Origin of the sequence: Synechococcus sp. MU1655, from assembly GCF_023630655.1 — a bacterium.
In the GTDB taxonomy this organism is placed as follows: Bacteria; Cyanobacteriota; Cyanobacteriia; order PCC-6307; family Cyanobiaceae; genus Synechococcus_C.
This window is the reverse complement of sequence record NZ_JAKUHK010000001.1, coordinates 1-13873: the sequence shown is the minus strand read 5'-3', so window position 1 is coordinate 13873 and position 13873 is coordinate 1. Positions and strand designations below refer to the sequence as shown.

15 protein-coding genes are annotated in these 13873 nt (G+C 55.2%); 6 read left to right on the top strand and 9 right to left on the bottom strand.

Annotated elements, in window-relative coordinates; translation table 11 throughout:
* Positions 1-3 precede the first annotated feature (3 nt).
* Genes NCN04_RS00075 through NCN04_RS00060 form a run of 4 tightly spaced genes read right to left on the bottom strand, consistent with a single transcriptional unit; the run spans position 4 to position 3880 of the window.
* Positions 4-861: an ABC transporter permease gene (locus NCN04_RS00075; RefSeq protein ID WP_048347042.1), complete on the bottom strand. Its 858-nt coding sequence runs from the start codon at positions 859-861 to the stop codon at positions 4-6.
* Positions 862-901: 40 nt separating this feature from the next.
* Positions 902-1915, bottom strand: coding sequence for an ABC transporter ATP-binding protein (locus NCN04_RS00070; RefSeq protein WP_250394781.1), 1014 nt, complete (start codon positions 1913-1915; stop codon positions 902-904).
* A gap of 29 nt (positions 1916-1944) precedes the next feature.
* On the bottom strand, positions 1945-2928 hold the full coding sequence (locus NCN04_RS00065; protein ID WP_371190307.1) for a heme o synthase: 984 nt from the start codon (positions 2926-2928) through the stop codon (positions 1945-1947).
* A gap of 19 nt (positions 2929-2947) precedes the next feature.
* Positions 2948-3880 (bottom strand): COX15/CtaA family protein, encoded by a 933-nt coding sequence (locus NCN04_RS00060; protein ID WP_250394780.1) that lies wholly within the window; start codon positions 3878-3880, stop codon positions 2948-2950.
* A 229-nt stretch (positions 3881-4109) separates the two neighbouring features.
* Between NCN04_RS00060 and NCN04_RS00055 the strand changes: the two genes are divergently transcribed.
* The 4 genes from NCN04_RS00055 (at position 4110) to NCN04_RS00040 (ending at position 7698) form a co-directional block, all read left to right on the top strand.
* Positions 4110-4934, top strand: coding sequence for a cytochrome c oxidase subunit II (locus NCN04_RS00055; RefSeq protein ID WP_250394779.1), 825 nt, complete (start codon positions 4110-4112; stop codon positions 4932-4934).
* Positions 4931-6595, top strand: a complete 1665-nt coding sequence (gene ctaD, locus NCN04_RS00050; protein WP_250394778.1) for a cytochrome c oxidase subunit I — start codon at positions 4931-4933, stop codon at positions 6593-6595. The genes NCN04_RS00055 and ctaD overlap by 4 nt, the downstream gene beginning before the upstream one ends.
* Positions 6592-7194 carry a cytochrome c oxidase subunit 3 gene (locus NCN04_RS00045; RefSeq protein ID WP_048348275.1) on the top strand — a complete coding sequence of 201 codons (603 nt, stop codon included), beginning with the start codon at positions 6592-6594 and terminating at the stop codon, positions 7192-7194. The genes ctaD and NCN04_RS00045 overlap by 4 nt, the downstream gene beginning before the upstream one ends.
* A gap of 96 nt (positions 7195-7290) precedes the next feature.
* Entirely contained in the window at positions 7291-7698 is a 408-nt protein-coding gene (locus tag NCN04_RS00040) for an AbrB family transcriptional regulator (RefSeq protein ID WP_048347036.1), read from the top strand.
* 49 nt (positions 7699-7747) lie between these two features.
* Here NCN04_RS00040 and NCN04_RS00035 read toward each other — a convergent pair whose 3' ends face one another.
* Both NCN04_RS00035 and NCN04_RS00030 read right to left on the bottom strand, forming a co-directional pair.
* Complete coding sequence (locus NCN04_RS00035) at positions 7748-8338, bottom strand: HdeD family acid-resistance protein (protein ID WP_048347035.1); 591 nt, start codon at positions 8336-8338, stop codon at positions 7748-7750.
* 86 nt (positions 8339-8424) lie between these two features.
* Positions 8425-9087 carry a riboflavin synthase gene (locus NCN04_RS00030; RefSeq protein ID WP_250394777.1) on the bottom strand — a complete coding sequence of 221 codons (663 nt, stop codon included), beginning with the start codon at positions 9085-9087 and terminating at the stop codon, positions 8425-8427.
* A 59-nt stretch (positions 9088-9146) separates the two neighbouring features.
* Here NCN04_RS00030 and NCN04_RS00025 point away from each other — a divergent pair, with 59 nt between their 5' ends.
* Both NCN04_RS00025 and NCN04_RS00020 read left to right on the top strand, forming a co-directional pair.
* Complete coding sequence (locus NCN04_RS00025; RefSeq protein WP_250394784.1) at positions 9147-9740, top strand: bifunctional nuclease family protein; 594 nt, start codon at positions 9147-9149, stop codon at positions 9738-9740.
* Entirely contained in the window at positions 9737-10894 is a 1158-nt protein-coding gene (locus NCN04_RS00020; RefSeq protein WP_250394776.1) for an aldo/keto reductase, read from the top strand. The genes NCN04_RS00025 and NCN04_RS00020 overlap by 4 nt, the downstream gene beginning before the upstream one ends.
* On the opposite strand, the gene NCN04_RS00015 is transcribed toward NCN04_RS00020, so the two are convergent.
* From NCN04_RS00015 to NCN04_RS00005, 3 genes are read right to left on the bottom strand one after another with little or no spacing between them, the layout of a single operon-like run.
* Positions 10883-11893, bottom strand: coding sequence for an ABC transporter substrate-binding protein (locus NCN04_RS00015; RefSeq protein WP_250394775.1), 1011 nt, complete (start codon positions 11891-11893; stop codon positions 10883-10885). The genes NCN04_RS00020 and NCN04_RS00015 overlap by 12 nt on opposite strands.
* Positions 11894-11929: 36 nt before the next feature.
* The gene (locus tag NCN04_RS00010; protein WP_250394774.1) at positions 11930-13120 is read right to left on the bottom strand and encodes a nicotinate-nucleotide--dimethylbenzimidazole phosphoribosyltransferase; all 1191 of its coding nucleotides are present in this window, start codon (positions 13118-13120) and stop codon (positions 11930-11932) included.
* Complete coding sequence (locus NCN04_RS00005; RefSeq protein WP_250394773.1) at positions 13092-13736, bottom strand: DUF2232 domain-containing protein; 645 nt, start codon at positions 13734-13736, stop codon at positions 13092-13094. Before NCN04_RS00005 ends, NCN04_RS00010 begins: the two co-directional genes overlap by 29 nt.
* Positions 13737-13873: the final 137 nt, after the last annotated feature.

Below are 13873 nucleotides of genomic sequence, written 5' to 3'. Positions count from 1 at the left end.
GAATCAAGAGAGTTTGCGATTGAGCAGTGGTCTGATGAGGAGAAACAGCCCCACGGTGAGTACGGTCAAGACCAACAAGCAGGTCTGACCTGTAACGGAGCCATAGGGTGCGTCCAAGAGAACCAGCGAAAGATCGAGAGGGCCTGCATAGGCCGCTCGAATTGGTTCTATCGCGAAGGTAAGGGGATTTAGGGCCGCTAGCCAGCCCATCCACCCAGGCATAAAGCTCAGAGGCGCCAATGCGGTGCTGGCAAAGAGCAGAGGAAGATTGGCGACAAAAATCACTGCAATCAACTCAATGTGACCAGGTAAGGCAAAGGCCAAACCCAGACTTAAGGCCGTAACGGCAAATACCAACAACAGCAGGGTGAACAGAACGAGCAGGAGCCCGCCAGCTCCAGGCCATCCATATCCAAGTAATGCCGCTGTGAGCATGATCGCCAAACTCTGCACGAGGCTCAATGTGGTGATGTAGATCACTGAAGCGAAGACAATGGAACTTCGACTTCTTAATGGCGCAACGAGAAGTCGGTTGAGAAATCCAAATTCGCGGTCAAACATGACCGGAAGTCCCGCATTGAGTGCACCGCTGAATGCTGTGAACACAATCACTCCAGCACCGAGAAATCGCCCGTAGCTCATGCCGCCTGGCAACAGCCCCTCTGGAGCGTTGGAGAAAAGAGCTCCAAATAAAATCAACCAGATCAGGGGCTGCAGAACACCGGCAATCAGCGTGGAGGGACGACGCTTGAGCTGCACGAACAGGCGACGCGTTAAAGCTGTCGTTTCCTGGATGAGCTCCGTCACCGCTCCTCGGGAGGGTGCTTCATTGGCATCGATCTGGAGATGGGGAGTGGTCATGGGGGCGCACTGATGAAGATCGGGGGGTGAAAGCAGGTCGTTACCGCATGGCTTGTTTGCGCTCTTGCTTTTGATCACGCTGACCGGCTGTGGCCAGCTCGGCATCCATCAGGGTGCGGCCTGTGGCCTGAAGGTAAACATCGTCAAGACTTGGCCTGCTTTGTGCAAGGGCAAACACGGGAAGTCCTGCTTCTTCCAGACACAGGCGAAGGCGAGGGAGGACCTGTTCTCCATCCACCACCAGATTGAGGGAGTGGCCTTGAGAGCGATTAATCACAATGTTTTGGACGCCATCAAGGGGTTGAAGCAAGTCGCGAATCGTCTCTGCTTCCTGCTCATTGCTGAATTCACGCACACGCAAGGTGACGCGATCCCCTCCAAGACGAGTCTTGAGTTCGTTAGGGGTGCCCTCAGCAATCACTGTTCCGGCATCAATGATCGCCATTCGATCGGCGAGTGCTTCCACTTCCTCGAGGTAATGGGTGCTGAGCAAGACCGTTGTTCCTTGATCTCTTAAGTCACGAAGCACGTTCCAGATCACAGCTCGACTTTCGATGTCAAGTCCGACCGTGGGTTCATCGAGGATGAGGAGTTGGGGACGATGTAGGAGACCTGCTGCTAAATCAAGTCGACGACGCATCCCTCCTGAATAGGTGCCACATCGACGGTCGATCCAAGGATCCATGCCCAACATCTCGATCAGTTCGTCGATCCGTTGGTTTCTTTGCTTTGGATTTAAGTGATAAAGGTCACCTTGAAGTTCAAGGAGCTCTCGACCTGTGAGGATCTTGTCAATCGCTACCTCTTGAGCGACATAACCAATGAGGCGTCGAACGTCCCGTTGGTCTTTCAAGGCATCCAGGCCAGCAATGCGGACATCGCCAAGATCTGGAGCCAAGAGAGTGGCAAGAATTCTCAGAGTTGTCGTTTTTCCAGCACCATTGGGACCCAGCAGGCCATAAAGACACCCTTCAGGGACTTGCAAGCTCAAATCCCTGAGCGCTGAAATCGTCCCGTAAGACTTTTCCAGGTGATCGAGCACGATCAGGGACATGAAACCGACCAAAAGCGTGGATAAAGAATCTAGGAAGCGGCAGGAAGAAAGCCGCCCGCAAGGATGTTGAGGACTGCCCTCACTTGCAGATCAAATTGAGCAGAACCAGGCATTCGGCTCATGACAAGCAAGAGACAGATTCCAAACAGATAAAGAATTGACCATCGGAATAATCCCTTGGCTCGATCTTGATTGTTTGGTTCAGCAGCCAGACGTTCCACCATCTGCAAAAGGCGACCGTTGAAGGGAAGGATCAACAGACCGTATAAGGCGCCACCTTCCGGTAGGGCCCAGGTCCCTAAAAAGCTCAGCAAGATGGTTGCCCATCCGTAGCGTCTGATCGCCCTCGTGGTCACCAAAGGTCCCTTGACGACTGGAAGCATCGGAATCCCAACGGCCCGATAGTCGTCATGCAAAAGCAGGGCTAGTGCCCAGAAATGGGCTGGAGTCCACACCATCACAAGTGCGAACAGCCACCATCCACCCAGGCCTATATGGCCTGTTGCTGCAGCTGCTCCAACCAGGGGTGGGATGGCGCCAGCAACGCCGCCAACCACAATATTTTGTGTGGTGCGGGGCTTAAGCAGCGCGGTGTAAAGCAGCACATAACTACAGAGTCCTAGGAGAGACAGTCCAGCTGCAAGGCAATTCACCCCACTGACCAGAAGAGCTGCTGCAGCCAGCGTGCAGGACACCGCGCCAACAAAAGCCGCGGATGGTGACAACCGTCCTGAGGGAAGGGCTCGACCGCTTGTTCGCAGCATGCGTCCATCCAGCTCCTGCTCCCACAAACAGTTGAGAACTCCTGCTGCCGCTGCTGCTAAAGCACCACCGCCAAGGGTGCAAGCCAGCCTTGGTGAGGAGAGTGGCCAGCCTTCGGTAAGAGCCATTCCTCCCAAGGTGGTTGCGAGGAGAAGTGGGATCAGCCGTGGTTTGGCAACCTCAAGCCAGGGGGGGAGTTTGATTCTCTTGCGAGATGGCACCACCTCCTCTCTGGTGAGGGTGGGGGGCATTGGAGCAACGGAAGCTGAACTAGCCATGACAGGGCTCCAGGGTTGAAGAATCGCGAGCGATCGTGAGAAGGGAGTCGGGTGCGGACGGGCGTCTCCAAGTGAGAGCCGCGAGGACGGCCACGAGCAGACAGGCCACGAGTTGATGGCACACCGTCACCGCGGGCTGACTTAGACCAAGTCGCAAGGTGAAAACACCCAAAGCGATCTGCATTGAGACCAGGAGAGTGGCTGTGATGAGGAGGGGCCATTGCTGACGAGCCCAGCCGCCGGCGATCAGAGCTGTCGCAACGAACAGCAACACGCAGATGGCTGCTGGGGTTGCAGCACTGCGATGCCAATGAAGCCATTGGCAGGACTGACCCTCCTGTAAGCACCGTTGGGCCGCCCATGAGGTCGCCATCCGTCCGCCTAGTAGGCATTGGCCTGACACGGCCGCAAGGCTGATTCCGCCGAACCAGGGCCACCAGCGAGGGGCGGCAGATTCTTTGGACCCTTGATGAAGCAGCCTTTGTGTGAGTGCGCTCATCACAATGACCAGGGTGAGAGCCAGGACGAGATGGGCCGTCACCACTGCGGAGGGGAGCAGTTGCAGCACGGTCAGAGCCCCGAGGCCTCCTTGAAGAACAACCAACAGAACCAATAGGAACGACAGAGGCAGCAACCAACGGGGCAAGTCCTTCCTCCAGAACCAGGTGGCACTCAGTTGGACGAGCAGTGCAATGCCCACAACAAAGGCATCCAGGCGGTGGAACCACTCCAAGAACACCTTGAGATTCATCTGGCGCCCAGGCAGCAGGCTTCCATAACAAAGGGGCCAATCAGGACAGGCCAGCCCTGCCTCCATGACACGGGTTGCCCCTCCAATCACCACCAGGGCGATCAGAGCCACGACCAGGTGAGCAGCGAGCTGGGCCAGACGCCAACGAATCGGAACTGTTGTCGATGAGGTCAACGACTGTTCCTCCTAACCGCATGGTTTGTTTTTGGAAACTAGCGATCTGATCTCAAACGGCACGCTATTTACAGGTCTCCAACATTTTCAAGGTCGCCAACATCTCCCTTTGCTGACAACAACGCCTTGAAACAGCTGTGTTAGTAGGAACTTCAGGCTGCTTTAACAATCACGGCATGAAGAAGGCCTGGGATCTCCATAGTCTGTTGACACATGTATCAGGAGTTTCGTGCCTATCCCCTCGGCAATTCTCACTCTTGTGCTGGGAATGATCCTTGTGCTGGGTGGATTGTGGATTGGCCAAAACATCAACCTTCTTCCTGTTGATGCCAGCGTCAATGCACCCATTTACGACGAGCTGTTTCGTGTTCTGTTCAGCATCGGAACGATTTTGTTTGTAGGAATCGTTGGGTTGGTGCTGTTCAGCCTTGTGCGCTTCCGCCGCAAAGCTGGACAAATTGGTGATGGGATAGCACTCGAAGGCAATTTGCCACTTGAGATTTTTTGGACCGCTGTGCCCGCGATTGTTGTGTTGTTTGTGGGTTTATTCAGCTACGACATCTACGAACGTATGGGGGGAATGGTTCCCCTTGCTCATGGGGGGCATGGTGATTCTCAAGCCACTCAAGAGAGGGTTTGGGGAGGTATTGGCACGGCAGGGGCGATGCAAGCCAGTTCTGAAATGGCGATAGCGCCACTTCCAGTTGAGGTTACGGCGATGCAATTTGCATTCCTGTTCCATTACCCCGATGGGGACATTATTTCTGGAGAACTGCATGTGCCATCAGGACGACCTATCTCACTAAAAATGGAGGCTAAAGATGTGATCCACGCATTCTGGGTTCCAGAATTCAGGCTCAAGCAGGACATCATTCCTGGTCAGCCAACATTGCTTAACTTCACTCCCACTCGCCCAGGGCGTTATCCAGTGGTTTGCGCTGAACTGTGTGGGCCTTATCACGGTGGTATGCGCTCCACGGTGGTGGTTGAGTCTGCCGACGATTACGACGCCTGGTTCCAAGCCAATCGCAAGCTCCCTGTATCTGAGGCATGACACTCACTCTTCCGCAACAAAGTAAACCCCCCTCATTGCAACCCACTGGCTGGCTTCGCTATCTCAGCTTTAGCGTTGATCACAAAGTGATCGGACTTCAATATCTGGTTTGTGGCTTTGCTTTTTACCTTATTGGTGGTGCCCTTGCTGGAGCGATTCGTACAGAACTAACCAGTCCGGTAGCTGATTTCATGCCCCGGGATGTTTACAATCAGGTGCTGACTTTGCACGGCACCGTGATGATCTTTCTTTGGATCGTCCCGGTGGTTAATGGTGCTTTTGGTAATTATCTGATTCCGTTTTATGTCGGAGCCAGGGACATGGCTTTCCCAAGGCTAAATGCTGTTGCTTTCTGGTTGATTCCACCTGCTGGGTTACTGCTTGTTGCCAGTTACTTTATTACTGGTGCGGCGCAGTCAGGTTGGACAGCCTATCCGCCTCTCAGTCTGACGACTCCTGCCACAGGTCAGATCATTTGGATTCTGAGCGTTTTATTGTTAGGTGGAAGCTCAATCTTTGGTGGAATTAACTTTATTGCCACCATTTTGAAATTGCGACGGCCTGGCTTGAAGCTGATGCAACTGCCGATGTATTGCTGGGCCATGCTTGGAACGAGCATTCTTGTCGTTCTGTCGACACCCGTTCTTGCCGGGACTTTGATTCTTCTGAGCTTCGATATTGTTGCTCATACTGGATTCTTTAATCCAGGAATGGGTGGAAATGTCGTTGTTTATCAACACCTCTTCTGGTTTTACTCTCACCCAGCTGTTTACATCATGGTGTTGCCGGCGTTTGGATTGGTGAGTGAAATCCTTCCGATTCATTGCCGGAAGCCTCTTTTTGGGTACACCACAATGGTGTATTCGATCATGGCGATCGTTGTTCTTGGGCTTGTTGTTTGGGCCCATCACATGTTTACAAGCGGCACGCCTCCATGGATGCGCTTATTTTTCACAATTGCAACGGCCTTTATTGCTGTTCCCACAGGTATCAAATTCTTTAATTGGTTAGCCACGTTGTGGGGAGGAAAAATTAGTCTTAATAGTGCTGTTCTCTTCTCCTGTGGTTTTATCGTCAACTTTGTTTTGGGTGGAATTACTGGTGTGGCGCTTGCTCAAGTGCCTTTTGATGTCCATGTTCACGACACCTACTTTGTCGTCGCTCACTTCCATTACATCGTTTATGGAGGTTCGGTTTTTGTGATCTTCGCGTCGATCTATCACTGGTTCCCAAAAGTGACGGGGAGGATGCTTAATGAAAATGTTGGACGTTTTCATTTCTTGTTGACGTTTATTGGATTCAATCTTTGCTTCGCCCCACAGCATTGGCTTGGCCTCAACGGCATGCCCAGGCGTGTGGCTGAATACGATCCGCAATTTGCGTTGGTGAATCAGATCAGCAGTGTTGGCGCCTTGCTGATGGCCCTGAGCACCTTGCCCTTTCTCTGGAACGTGTTCGCGAGTGCACGCTCAGGCCAGATTGCTGGAGATAACCCTTGGCGGGCCTTGACCCCTGAATGGTTGACCACCTCTCCTCCTCCTGTAGAGAACTGGAAAGGTGAGCCTCCCTTGGTCACTCACCCCTATGGATACGGAATTCCTGCAGACCAGATCGACTTGAAAGATGCCAGTGGCAGCGATGTATGGAGCAACGGCCGATGACCTCCCTATCCCCTCAAGACCAAGCGGTTGAAATCCAGGACCATCACGAAGAAAGCCATCCCGACCATCGCATGTTTGGCCTGGCCACCTTTTTGGTGGCTGATGCGATGACATTTGCAGGCTTTTTCGCGGCCTATCTCACGTTTAAGGCTGTTAACCCTCTCCTTCCTGATGCTGTATACGAGTTGGAGCTTCCGCTTCCAACGCTGAACACCATTCTTTTGCTTGTCAGTAGTGCCACCTTCCATCGTGCTGGTGTCAATCTGCGCCGAAGTGAGATGCAACGCTGCAGGCGCTGGTTACTGCTCACGGCAAGTCTGGGCTTGGCCTTTTTGGTGAGTCAGATGGTGGAGTATTTCACCTTGCCATTTGGGTTGACTGACAATCTTTATGCCAGCACTTTCTATGCTCTCACTGGCTTCCACGGTCTACATGTGACCCTGGGTGCCCTGATGATTCTGATTGTGTGGTGGCAGTGTCGTACCCCTCAAGGGCGAGTCACGGCAGACAACCACTTCCCCCTTGAAGCGGCAGAGCTCTATTGGCACTTCGTTGATGGCATCTGGGTGGTCTTATTTGTGATTCTCTATCTCATCTGAGCGAGCTTGGCTTGTCATGGATTCAATCTTATTTCGATACTTTTGTTGCTTCGTATGAGAGTCATGGCCAGAATTAAAACAAATTTCTTGAGTTAAATGCTCACTGGCCAGGAATTGCTGAACAGGGCCCGGTCACTCAGCAATCGCTCTGAAGATGAAATTGCGAGGGGATGCGGCTATGTCGGTCCCAGTGGTCGCGTTCTGCGTAAAGGCTTTTACAAAGCCTTGGTGGAAGCGAAGGGATACAAACTCCCCTCTTCCAGTTCCGGTGGTGGAACCAGAGGTCGCCAAGCTGATTTCAAGACCCGGGTTCATGGGAATGGAAATCTGCTCATTGGTCATGCCTACACCCGTCGCCTTGGCTTAGAACCTGGCCAAGAGTTTCGAATTGAGTTGCGTCAAGACTCTCGTTCCATCTGGTTGCTTCCGATGAATAACCAAGAGCTCAAGGTCTCAGGGGTGAGCTCAGAGCAGGATCAAGACACAACAAAGGACCCAGGTTGAGCCCCGGGCCCTTGAGACGACTGGTCTTAAGACACTGACTGCGAGTTGATCAAGCAGCAGCTGGTGGGTCTTGATCCTTGGGAATGGTTGAGCTCAGGGCAATCAGATCAATGCCGCTGAACAGGAAACTGATGCCTACAAGCACGCCGAGTACCCACAGCAAGCCCCAGAACTTCAGCGTCACGATCAGCAGGCCAAGGATGAAGGTGATGACGCCATTGGCAATGGCCCAGCCCGCTCCAGGACGGTTGCTGTGAGACAGACCGTTGAAAAAGGCAACAACACCCTCCACTAGAAAGACGATTCCAATCGCGAGCGAAAGTGCTGCCACCTGGCCAGCGGCGTCTGCAGGACTTCGGAAATTGCTGATCATCGAAGCACCCGCAACGATGAACAGGGTTGATACAACTAATCGCCAGAAGCAAATCCAGCGCCCCATGCGTTTGGAGCGGGCAAGATTGCTGATCCAACCAACCACACCTCCAACGAGAAAGACAACGGCGATCACACCAGTGACCCATACGGAGGCCAGCACTGGAAAGATCAGGGCCAGGACGCCCAAGATGATCAGCAGAATCCCTTCCGCGATGGCGAAAGCTTGAAAAGTCCCGATGGAATCGGGACGATCGTCCATGGTCATGAAATTTGTAAAAGAGACAACTCTCGAAAGGTATTGATTCCCCCAAGATCTGTCCCGTTTTTGTGATGTTCCCTCAGCTCCAACCGTCAGCTCCAACCGTGAGAGGCGAGCCATTCAGAGCTCAGAGACGCCTCGTTCTTCGGGGCGGTTGAAGCTCCCTCGCGCGCGTGGCCGAGCAAGCGTTCCGTATATCGAGCGAGAAGATCGATTTCTAAATTCACCTCATCCCCTGCTGCGAGATCGCGCAATGCTGTGGCCATCCAGGTGTGTGGAATCACGGCGATCCAAAATCGCGCACCAGTATCAGAGCACCCAGCGACTGTGAGGCTGATGCCATTGACGGCAACACTGGCTTTTTCACAGATGTACCGGCCATAGGCGGCATCTCGCCAGCGCAGCTCGAGGTTCCATGATTGGCTTAGGGCTTCGATGGCCACCACCTCGCCGATGCTGTCCACATGACCACTCACGAGATGTCCGCCAAGGCGATCGGACAAGCGCAGGGCTGGCTCTAAATTGACTGAACCACCTGTAGAGGCCTTGCGTCCGAGGGTGCTGCGTTGCAGCGTTTCCTCGCTGACATTGGCGAGAAACCCATCACCGACCAGTTCCGCCACCGTCAGACAAACCCCATCTACAGCAACGCTGTCTCCCAGCTGAAGGGGAGCGAACGGAGAGCAGCCACTCACCACAAGGCCACTGCCGCGTCGCTCAATCCGCCCAACAGCTTGCACCAGACCTGTGAACATGCTGTGCATTCAGCGTGAGTTCCCTGGTCATAATCGAGGAAGGGGGGGGAGAGCCGTCGATGGTTGAAATGAGCGTGATCGGGATTGCGCTGGATGCCGCGAGCCGAAGTCCGATCGTGTTGCTTCGAGATCCATCGCGACGGCGACAAGTGCCGATCTGGATCGATCAGGCCCAGGCACACAACATCATGGCTGGATTGAATGGAGAGCCATCTCCTCGCCCCTTAAGCCATGACTTGATGGTGCGCTTGTTGGCAGCTGGTGACCTTCATCTTGAACGGGTCATCATTCATGCGATTGAAGACAGCACCTTTCGCGCTGTCTTGAAACTCAGTCATGACGAGCCAAGCGACGAGATCGAAGACCCTTCAGACGTTGAGCCGCTTGAAGAGAACGAGGTGAGAGAAGAGCTCCTCGATATTGATGCCAGGCCCAGTGATGCCATTGCGCTTGCCATCCGTACAGGCAGCAGCATTTGGATGTTGGAGGAAGTGGTCGCTGAGGCCTCGATCGCGGTGGATGCTGAAGCGGATGCAGAGGATCGAAACGAGTTTCGTCGATTTTTAGATGAGATAAGTCCTGCAGCCATGGTTCGCCACCTTCAGTCCAGACATCCCAAGGACGAAGAAACGGATGACGACACTTCGCAATGACAACAGAGCCTTTGGCTGGTGTTGGGGTTCGTCGCGCCTTTGGCGCGGGTCCGGAAGTGAGCTTGTTCACGCTGGGGACGATGCGTGCTTTGAAAGACCGCGAGCAAATGGTTGCCGTTGTGCGGGCCGCCCATGCCGCTGGGATCAACCACCTCGAGACGGCACCCGCCTATGGCCCTGCTGAAACCTTTTTGGGGCAGTCCTTAGATCAGTTGGCTCGAGAAGGGATTGCCCCTGAGGGGGGATGGTTAATCATCAGCAAACTCCTTCCAGGGCTCTCTTTGGAACAAGGGAAACGCGCCTTATCTGCGTGCCTGGAACGGTTGGGACGCCCCTTCCTTCATGGCCTGGCGGTCCATGGTCTAAACCGCGAGGACCACCTGCATTGGGCGATCGACGGGGATGGAGCCAGGCTTTTGGAATGGGCCCTTAGATCTGGGCTTGTGGGTCAAGTTGGTTTCAGTAGCCATGGCCCTAATTCACTGATCGCTCGTGCGATCTCAACTGGTCGCTTTCAGTTCTGCAGCCTCCATCTGCATCTCTTGGATCCAGCAAGGCTCCCCTTGGCATTGCAAGCGCTCGGTGCAGGAATGGGAGTCATGGCGATCTCCCCTGCGGATAAGGGTGGACGCTTGCAAGCACCAAGCTCATTGCTAAGGGCAGATTGCCAGCCCTGGGAACCCTTGGCTCTGGCTTACCGCTACCTCTTGGCTGCTGGGATAAGCACCCTGATGGTCGGGGCCAACAGCCCGGCCGATCTCAACCTTGCAGCCTCCATGGCCAGCAGCGATGGGGCTCTCACCCCTGCAGAACAGACCGCTTTGACCCGTTTGGAACGTTTGCGTCAACAGCGGCTTGGTGAAACGCTTTGCCATCAATGCAGAGCCTGTCTCCCCTGTCCGCAGGAGGTTCCCATCCCTGAGCTGCTGCGACTGCGCAACCTGAGGCTCGGTCATCACCTTAAGGAGTTCACGGAAGAGCGTTACAACTTGATTGGGCGCGCTGGCCACTGGTGGGAGGAGGTCAATGCCGAAGGCTGTGAGACCTGTGGGGATTGCCTTCCCCGATGTCCCCATCAACTGGCGATTCCTGATCTGTTGGCGGAGACCCATCAGCTTTTGGCTGCGGCCCCTCGACGACGTCTATGGGGCTAAGTCCTTCCACTTGGCTTTCAGACCGTCCTGCTCTGACGGATCCAGAGGGGCAAGATTCCAGCAGCGCTCCCAGATCTCGTTGGAAGGAAGGACGAGGGAACGAAGCCTTTTTGGCACCCGCGACATTGCAGTGCTGACATCTGAGCGAGCCAAGGGGGGGACCCATCCTGCAGAGAGCAACCGACTGAGCAGTGGTTCTTCCCAGGCTTTTTCGACCCAGGCTTGCGGTAAGGGCTCTTTGCTTGAGCTTGGGCGCAGCATCAGAGTCCAGTTCAGAGGCGCACCGTTCTCAGGCAGCACAGCATGCAGCCTTTGGTCTCGAAGGAGCGCTCCCATGCACCGTTGCAGAGGCAGGACAGCTACCTGTGCATCCCCTTGCAGCAACCAGTTGAGGGCATGTCGATCATCAAAACTGATGGCTGCCTGTCTGAGGCGGCGCAGCGCATCAGGGGTCTCCATGTGCGCTGCAAGCGACATCACCAGTCGTGGGCTCGACGGTAAGAGGACTTTGCCTTTGAAATCTGGATCCAGCAACACCTTCCAGCTGTTGGCTGCTTGCTTTTGAAGGGCTGGTTCTCCTCGAAAAAGCATTACCCAGGGGCTGACGCCCACAGGCAAAATTTTGCCTTTCCAGGCTGTAGGCAATTCAGAGAGAAACTGATCTGCTGAAGGCCCTAATTGCGCTTGAACAGGAGCGGCATCAATCGCTTGAAACGATCTTGGGTTGAGACTCGATAACCAACCATCCCCAATCGTGAGCAGATCGGTGGATGACAGCCAGGGGGGTGCGGAGCCGTTGATGGCTTTCAGCTCTGTAATGCGCCACGGAGACTTGAGTTGCTTTTGCCACAGTGCAGGCAGGCTCTTTGTTGGGGCCCGCAAGACAGGTGAACCATTGGATCGCGCACAGCCGGCGAGCCATGACAGGCTTGCTATGCAGCCGGCCTGAAGCAGTTGTCGCCTGCGAAACGAAACGGGCTGAGCAGATGGGCCGATCATTCTCAAACCTTACGGGGCTGGATTCCCTAGGGATTTCTAGGGTTTGAGCTTGGATTCGAGCAATTGATCCATGGCCTTGTCACAGTCTTGGCTGATGCGGTCTAGAGACAGTCCACGCAGCTGCGCCAGCAATGCAAGACCACCGGCACCCACCCCCTCTTTGACATGACCGAGCTCGTAGTCACGCAGCGAGAGGTGTCGACTGTTGCGAAAGCGCAGACCACTCGCCAGTGCAGAGATGGAAACGGCGAAATGATCCTCCATTAATGCCAGCAGCTCGACCAGTGATGCGCGCTTGTTTCCGGTTGGCGTCAGCACTTCCCCAGCCAACCAGGCCGTTGTGCCAATCAGCACTTGATTGGACAGCAAGCGGCGCTCTCGGGCCGACACCATGCTCAGGGCGAGTGCCAGCACGGCAGCCATCTGACTTCCCCCAGCTAAGAGGAGGGGTTCACCGCTCGAGAGGGATCCAATCAGTAACCCGGTTGCAAAGGCCTGAAAAGGATCTCCCACGGCAGCTAGAACCTCCTGCGCCGAGGGGATGGCGCTGAGCTCTGCGGATTGCAGCCCCTGACGCACAAGTTGTCGTTTCAAGGCCATCGGTGGATGGATGGCACTTCCGCTGATCAGGTCATTGGCGGGTAGTCCAAGACCACGAAGAACGGCTAACGCTGTGGTGGTTCCTCCGGGGACACATTCGGCAAGGACGAGTGGGTGTCGCAAACGCTTACCGAACCGTTGGCCTTTGTTGAGCAGCTGGAGGACTCGTTTCGGCGTCATGGAGTGTCCGGAGCTAAGGCATTCGGCTGGACCGAGCTGCGGATCCTCAAAACGCAGATGAGCGAAGGGAGGCATCTTTGACAGTCCAATCGATCCCACCCAGGGCTGAATCTGGAGGGCCTCCGCAGCAACCCAACTGATCAACGCTGGCGAGACGCCTGCGGGCAGAGGCGGTAAAGGCCAGTGAGGCCGATGGGAAGGCCCATAGAGAAGCAACTCTGCGTCAGCAATGGCTGTGTAGCGACGTGATTCAGAGGTGGCACCGGCTGCAGAGATGCCTTCCACCTCGGCGGTCAAAGTGGAGGACAGGAGCAATAAAAGATCCGGAGCAGGTTTGGGGTCGGACCAAAAGCGGTGAGTGGCACCCACCCAACACTCGGATGCTCGGCCCGAAAGGCGAGTGCATCCCGCTGGGAGCTCAAAGAGGGTCGAGGGCGACCAGGCCATGGAGCAGGGGGGGAGGTTCAGGAATCGGAGCTTGGAGACGGGGAAAGATCCAGTAAGCCAAAGCGTGGAGAGCCAGCACGTAAACGAGCTGCTGAACCACGACGAGAGTGATTGCCATGGCTTGCACCAACAGCAGATCAGGGGCGAGGGGCAGCTGCATCAACTCCAGGACGCGATCGAGGAGTCCGGCGCCGGCTCTTGTAATCACCACCCACAGGTTCTCACCCACCATCAAGGACAGCGCCACGACCCTCACCAGAAATCCAGCGGCGCCAATGACGACCCCGAGCCCCCAGCTAATCCACCAGCTCACTTTTTTGTGCCAGCACCACCCCAGCCAAAGCGACAGCAATCCATAGGGAAACAGCATCAGGGGCCCACGCAGAGGACCCATGAGCACCACCAGCAGCAAAATCGCCACAACGACGCCCTCAAGCCCGGCGCGACTGCCCCGGCGCACCAGCAGCAGCGCTAGGGGCAGCGGAAGGGCAAGACGGAACAGGGCTCCACCGATCGGCAAGTAATAGAGAGCCAGCCAAATCAAGGCCGCCGCCGCCGCCAGGTAAGAGGCCTCCATCATGCGCAGCGCTTGTCGACGGCTGAGGCGTGGTTCCATTGCGTTTAGGGCTGCCCTGCGCTTGCGCTGTCACTGGTGGTTGCTTTGGAGGCTGGAATCGAAGGGATTTTCTCGATTGTTTCGACTTCGAAACCAATTCCGGCGCGACGTAAGGCATCGGTGACACTTTCCGCCGG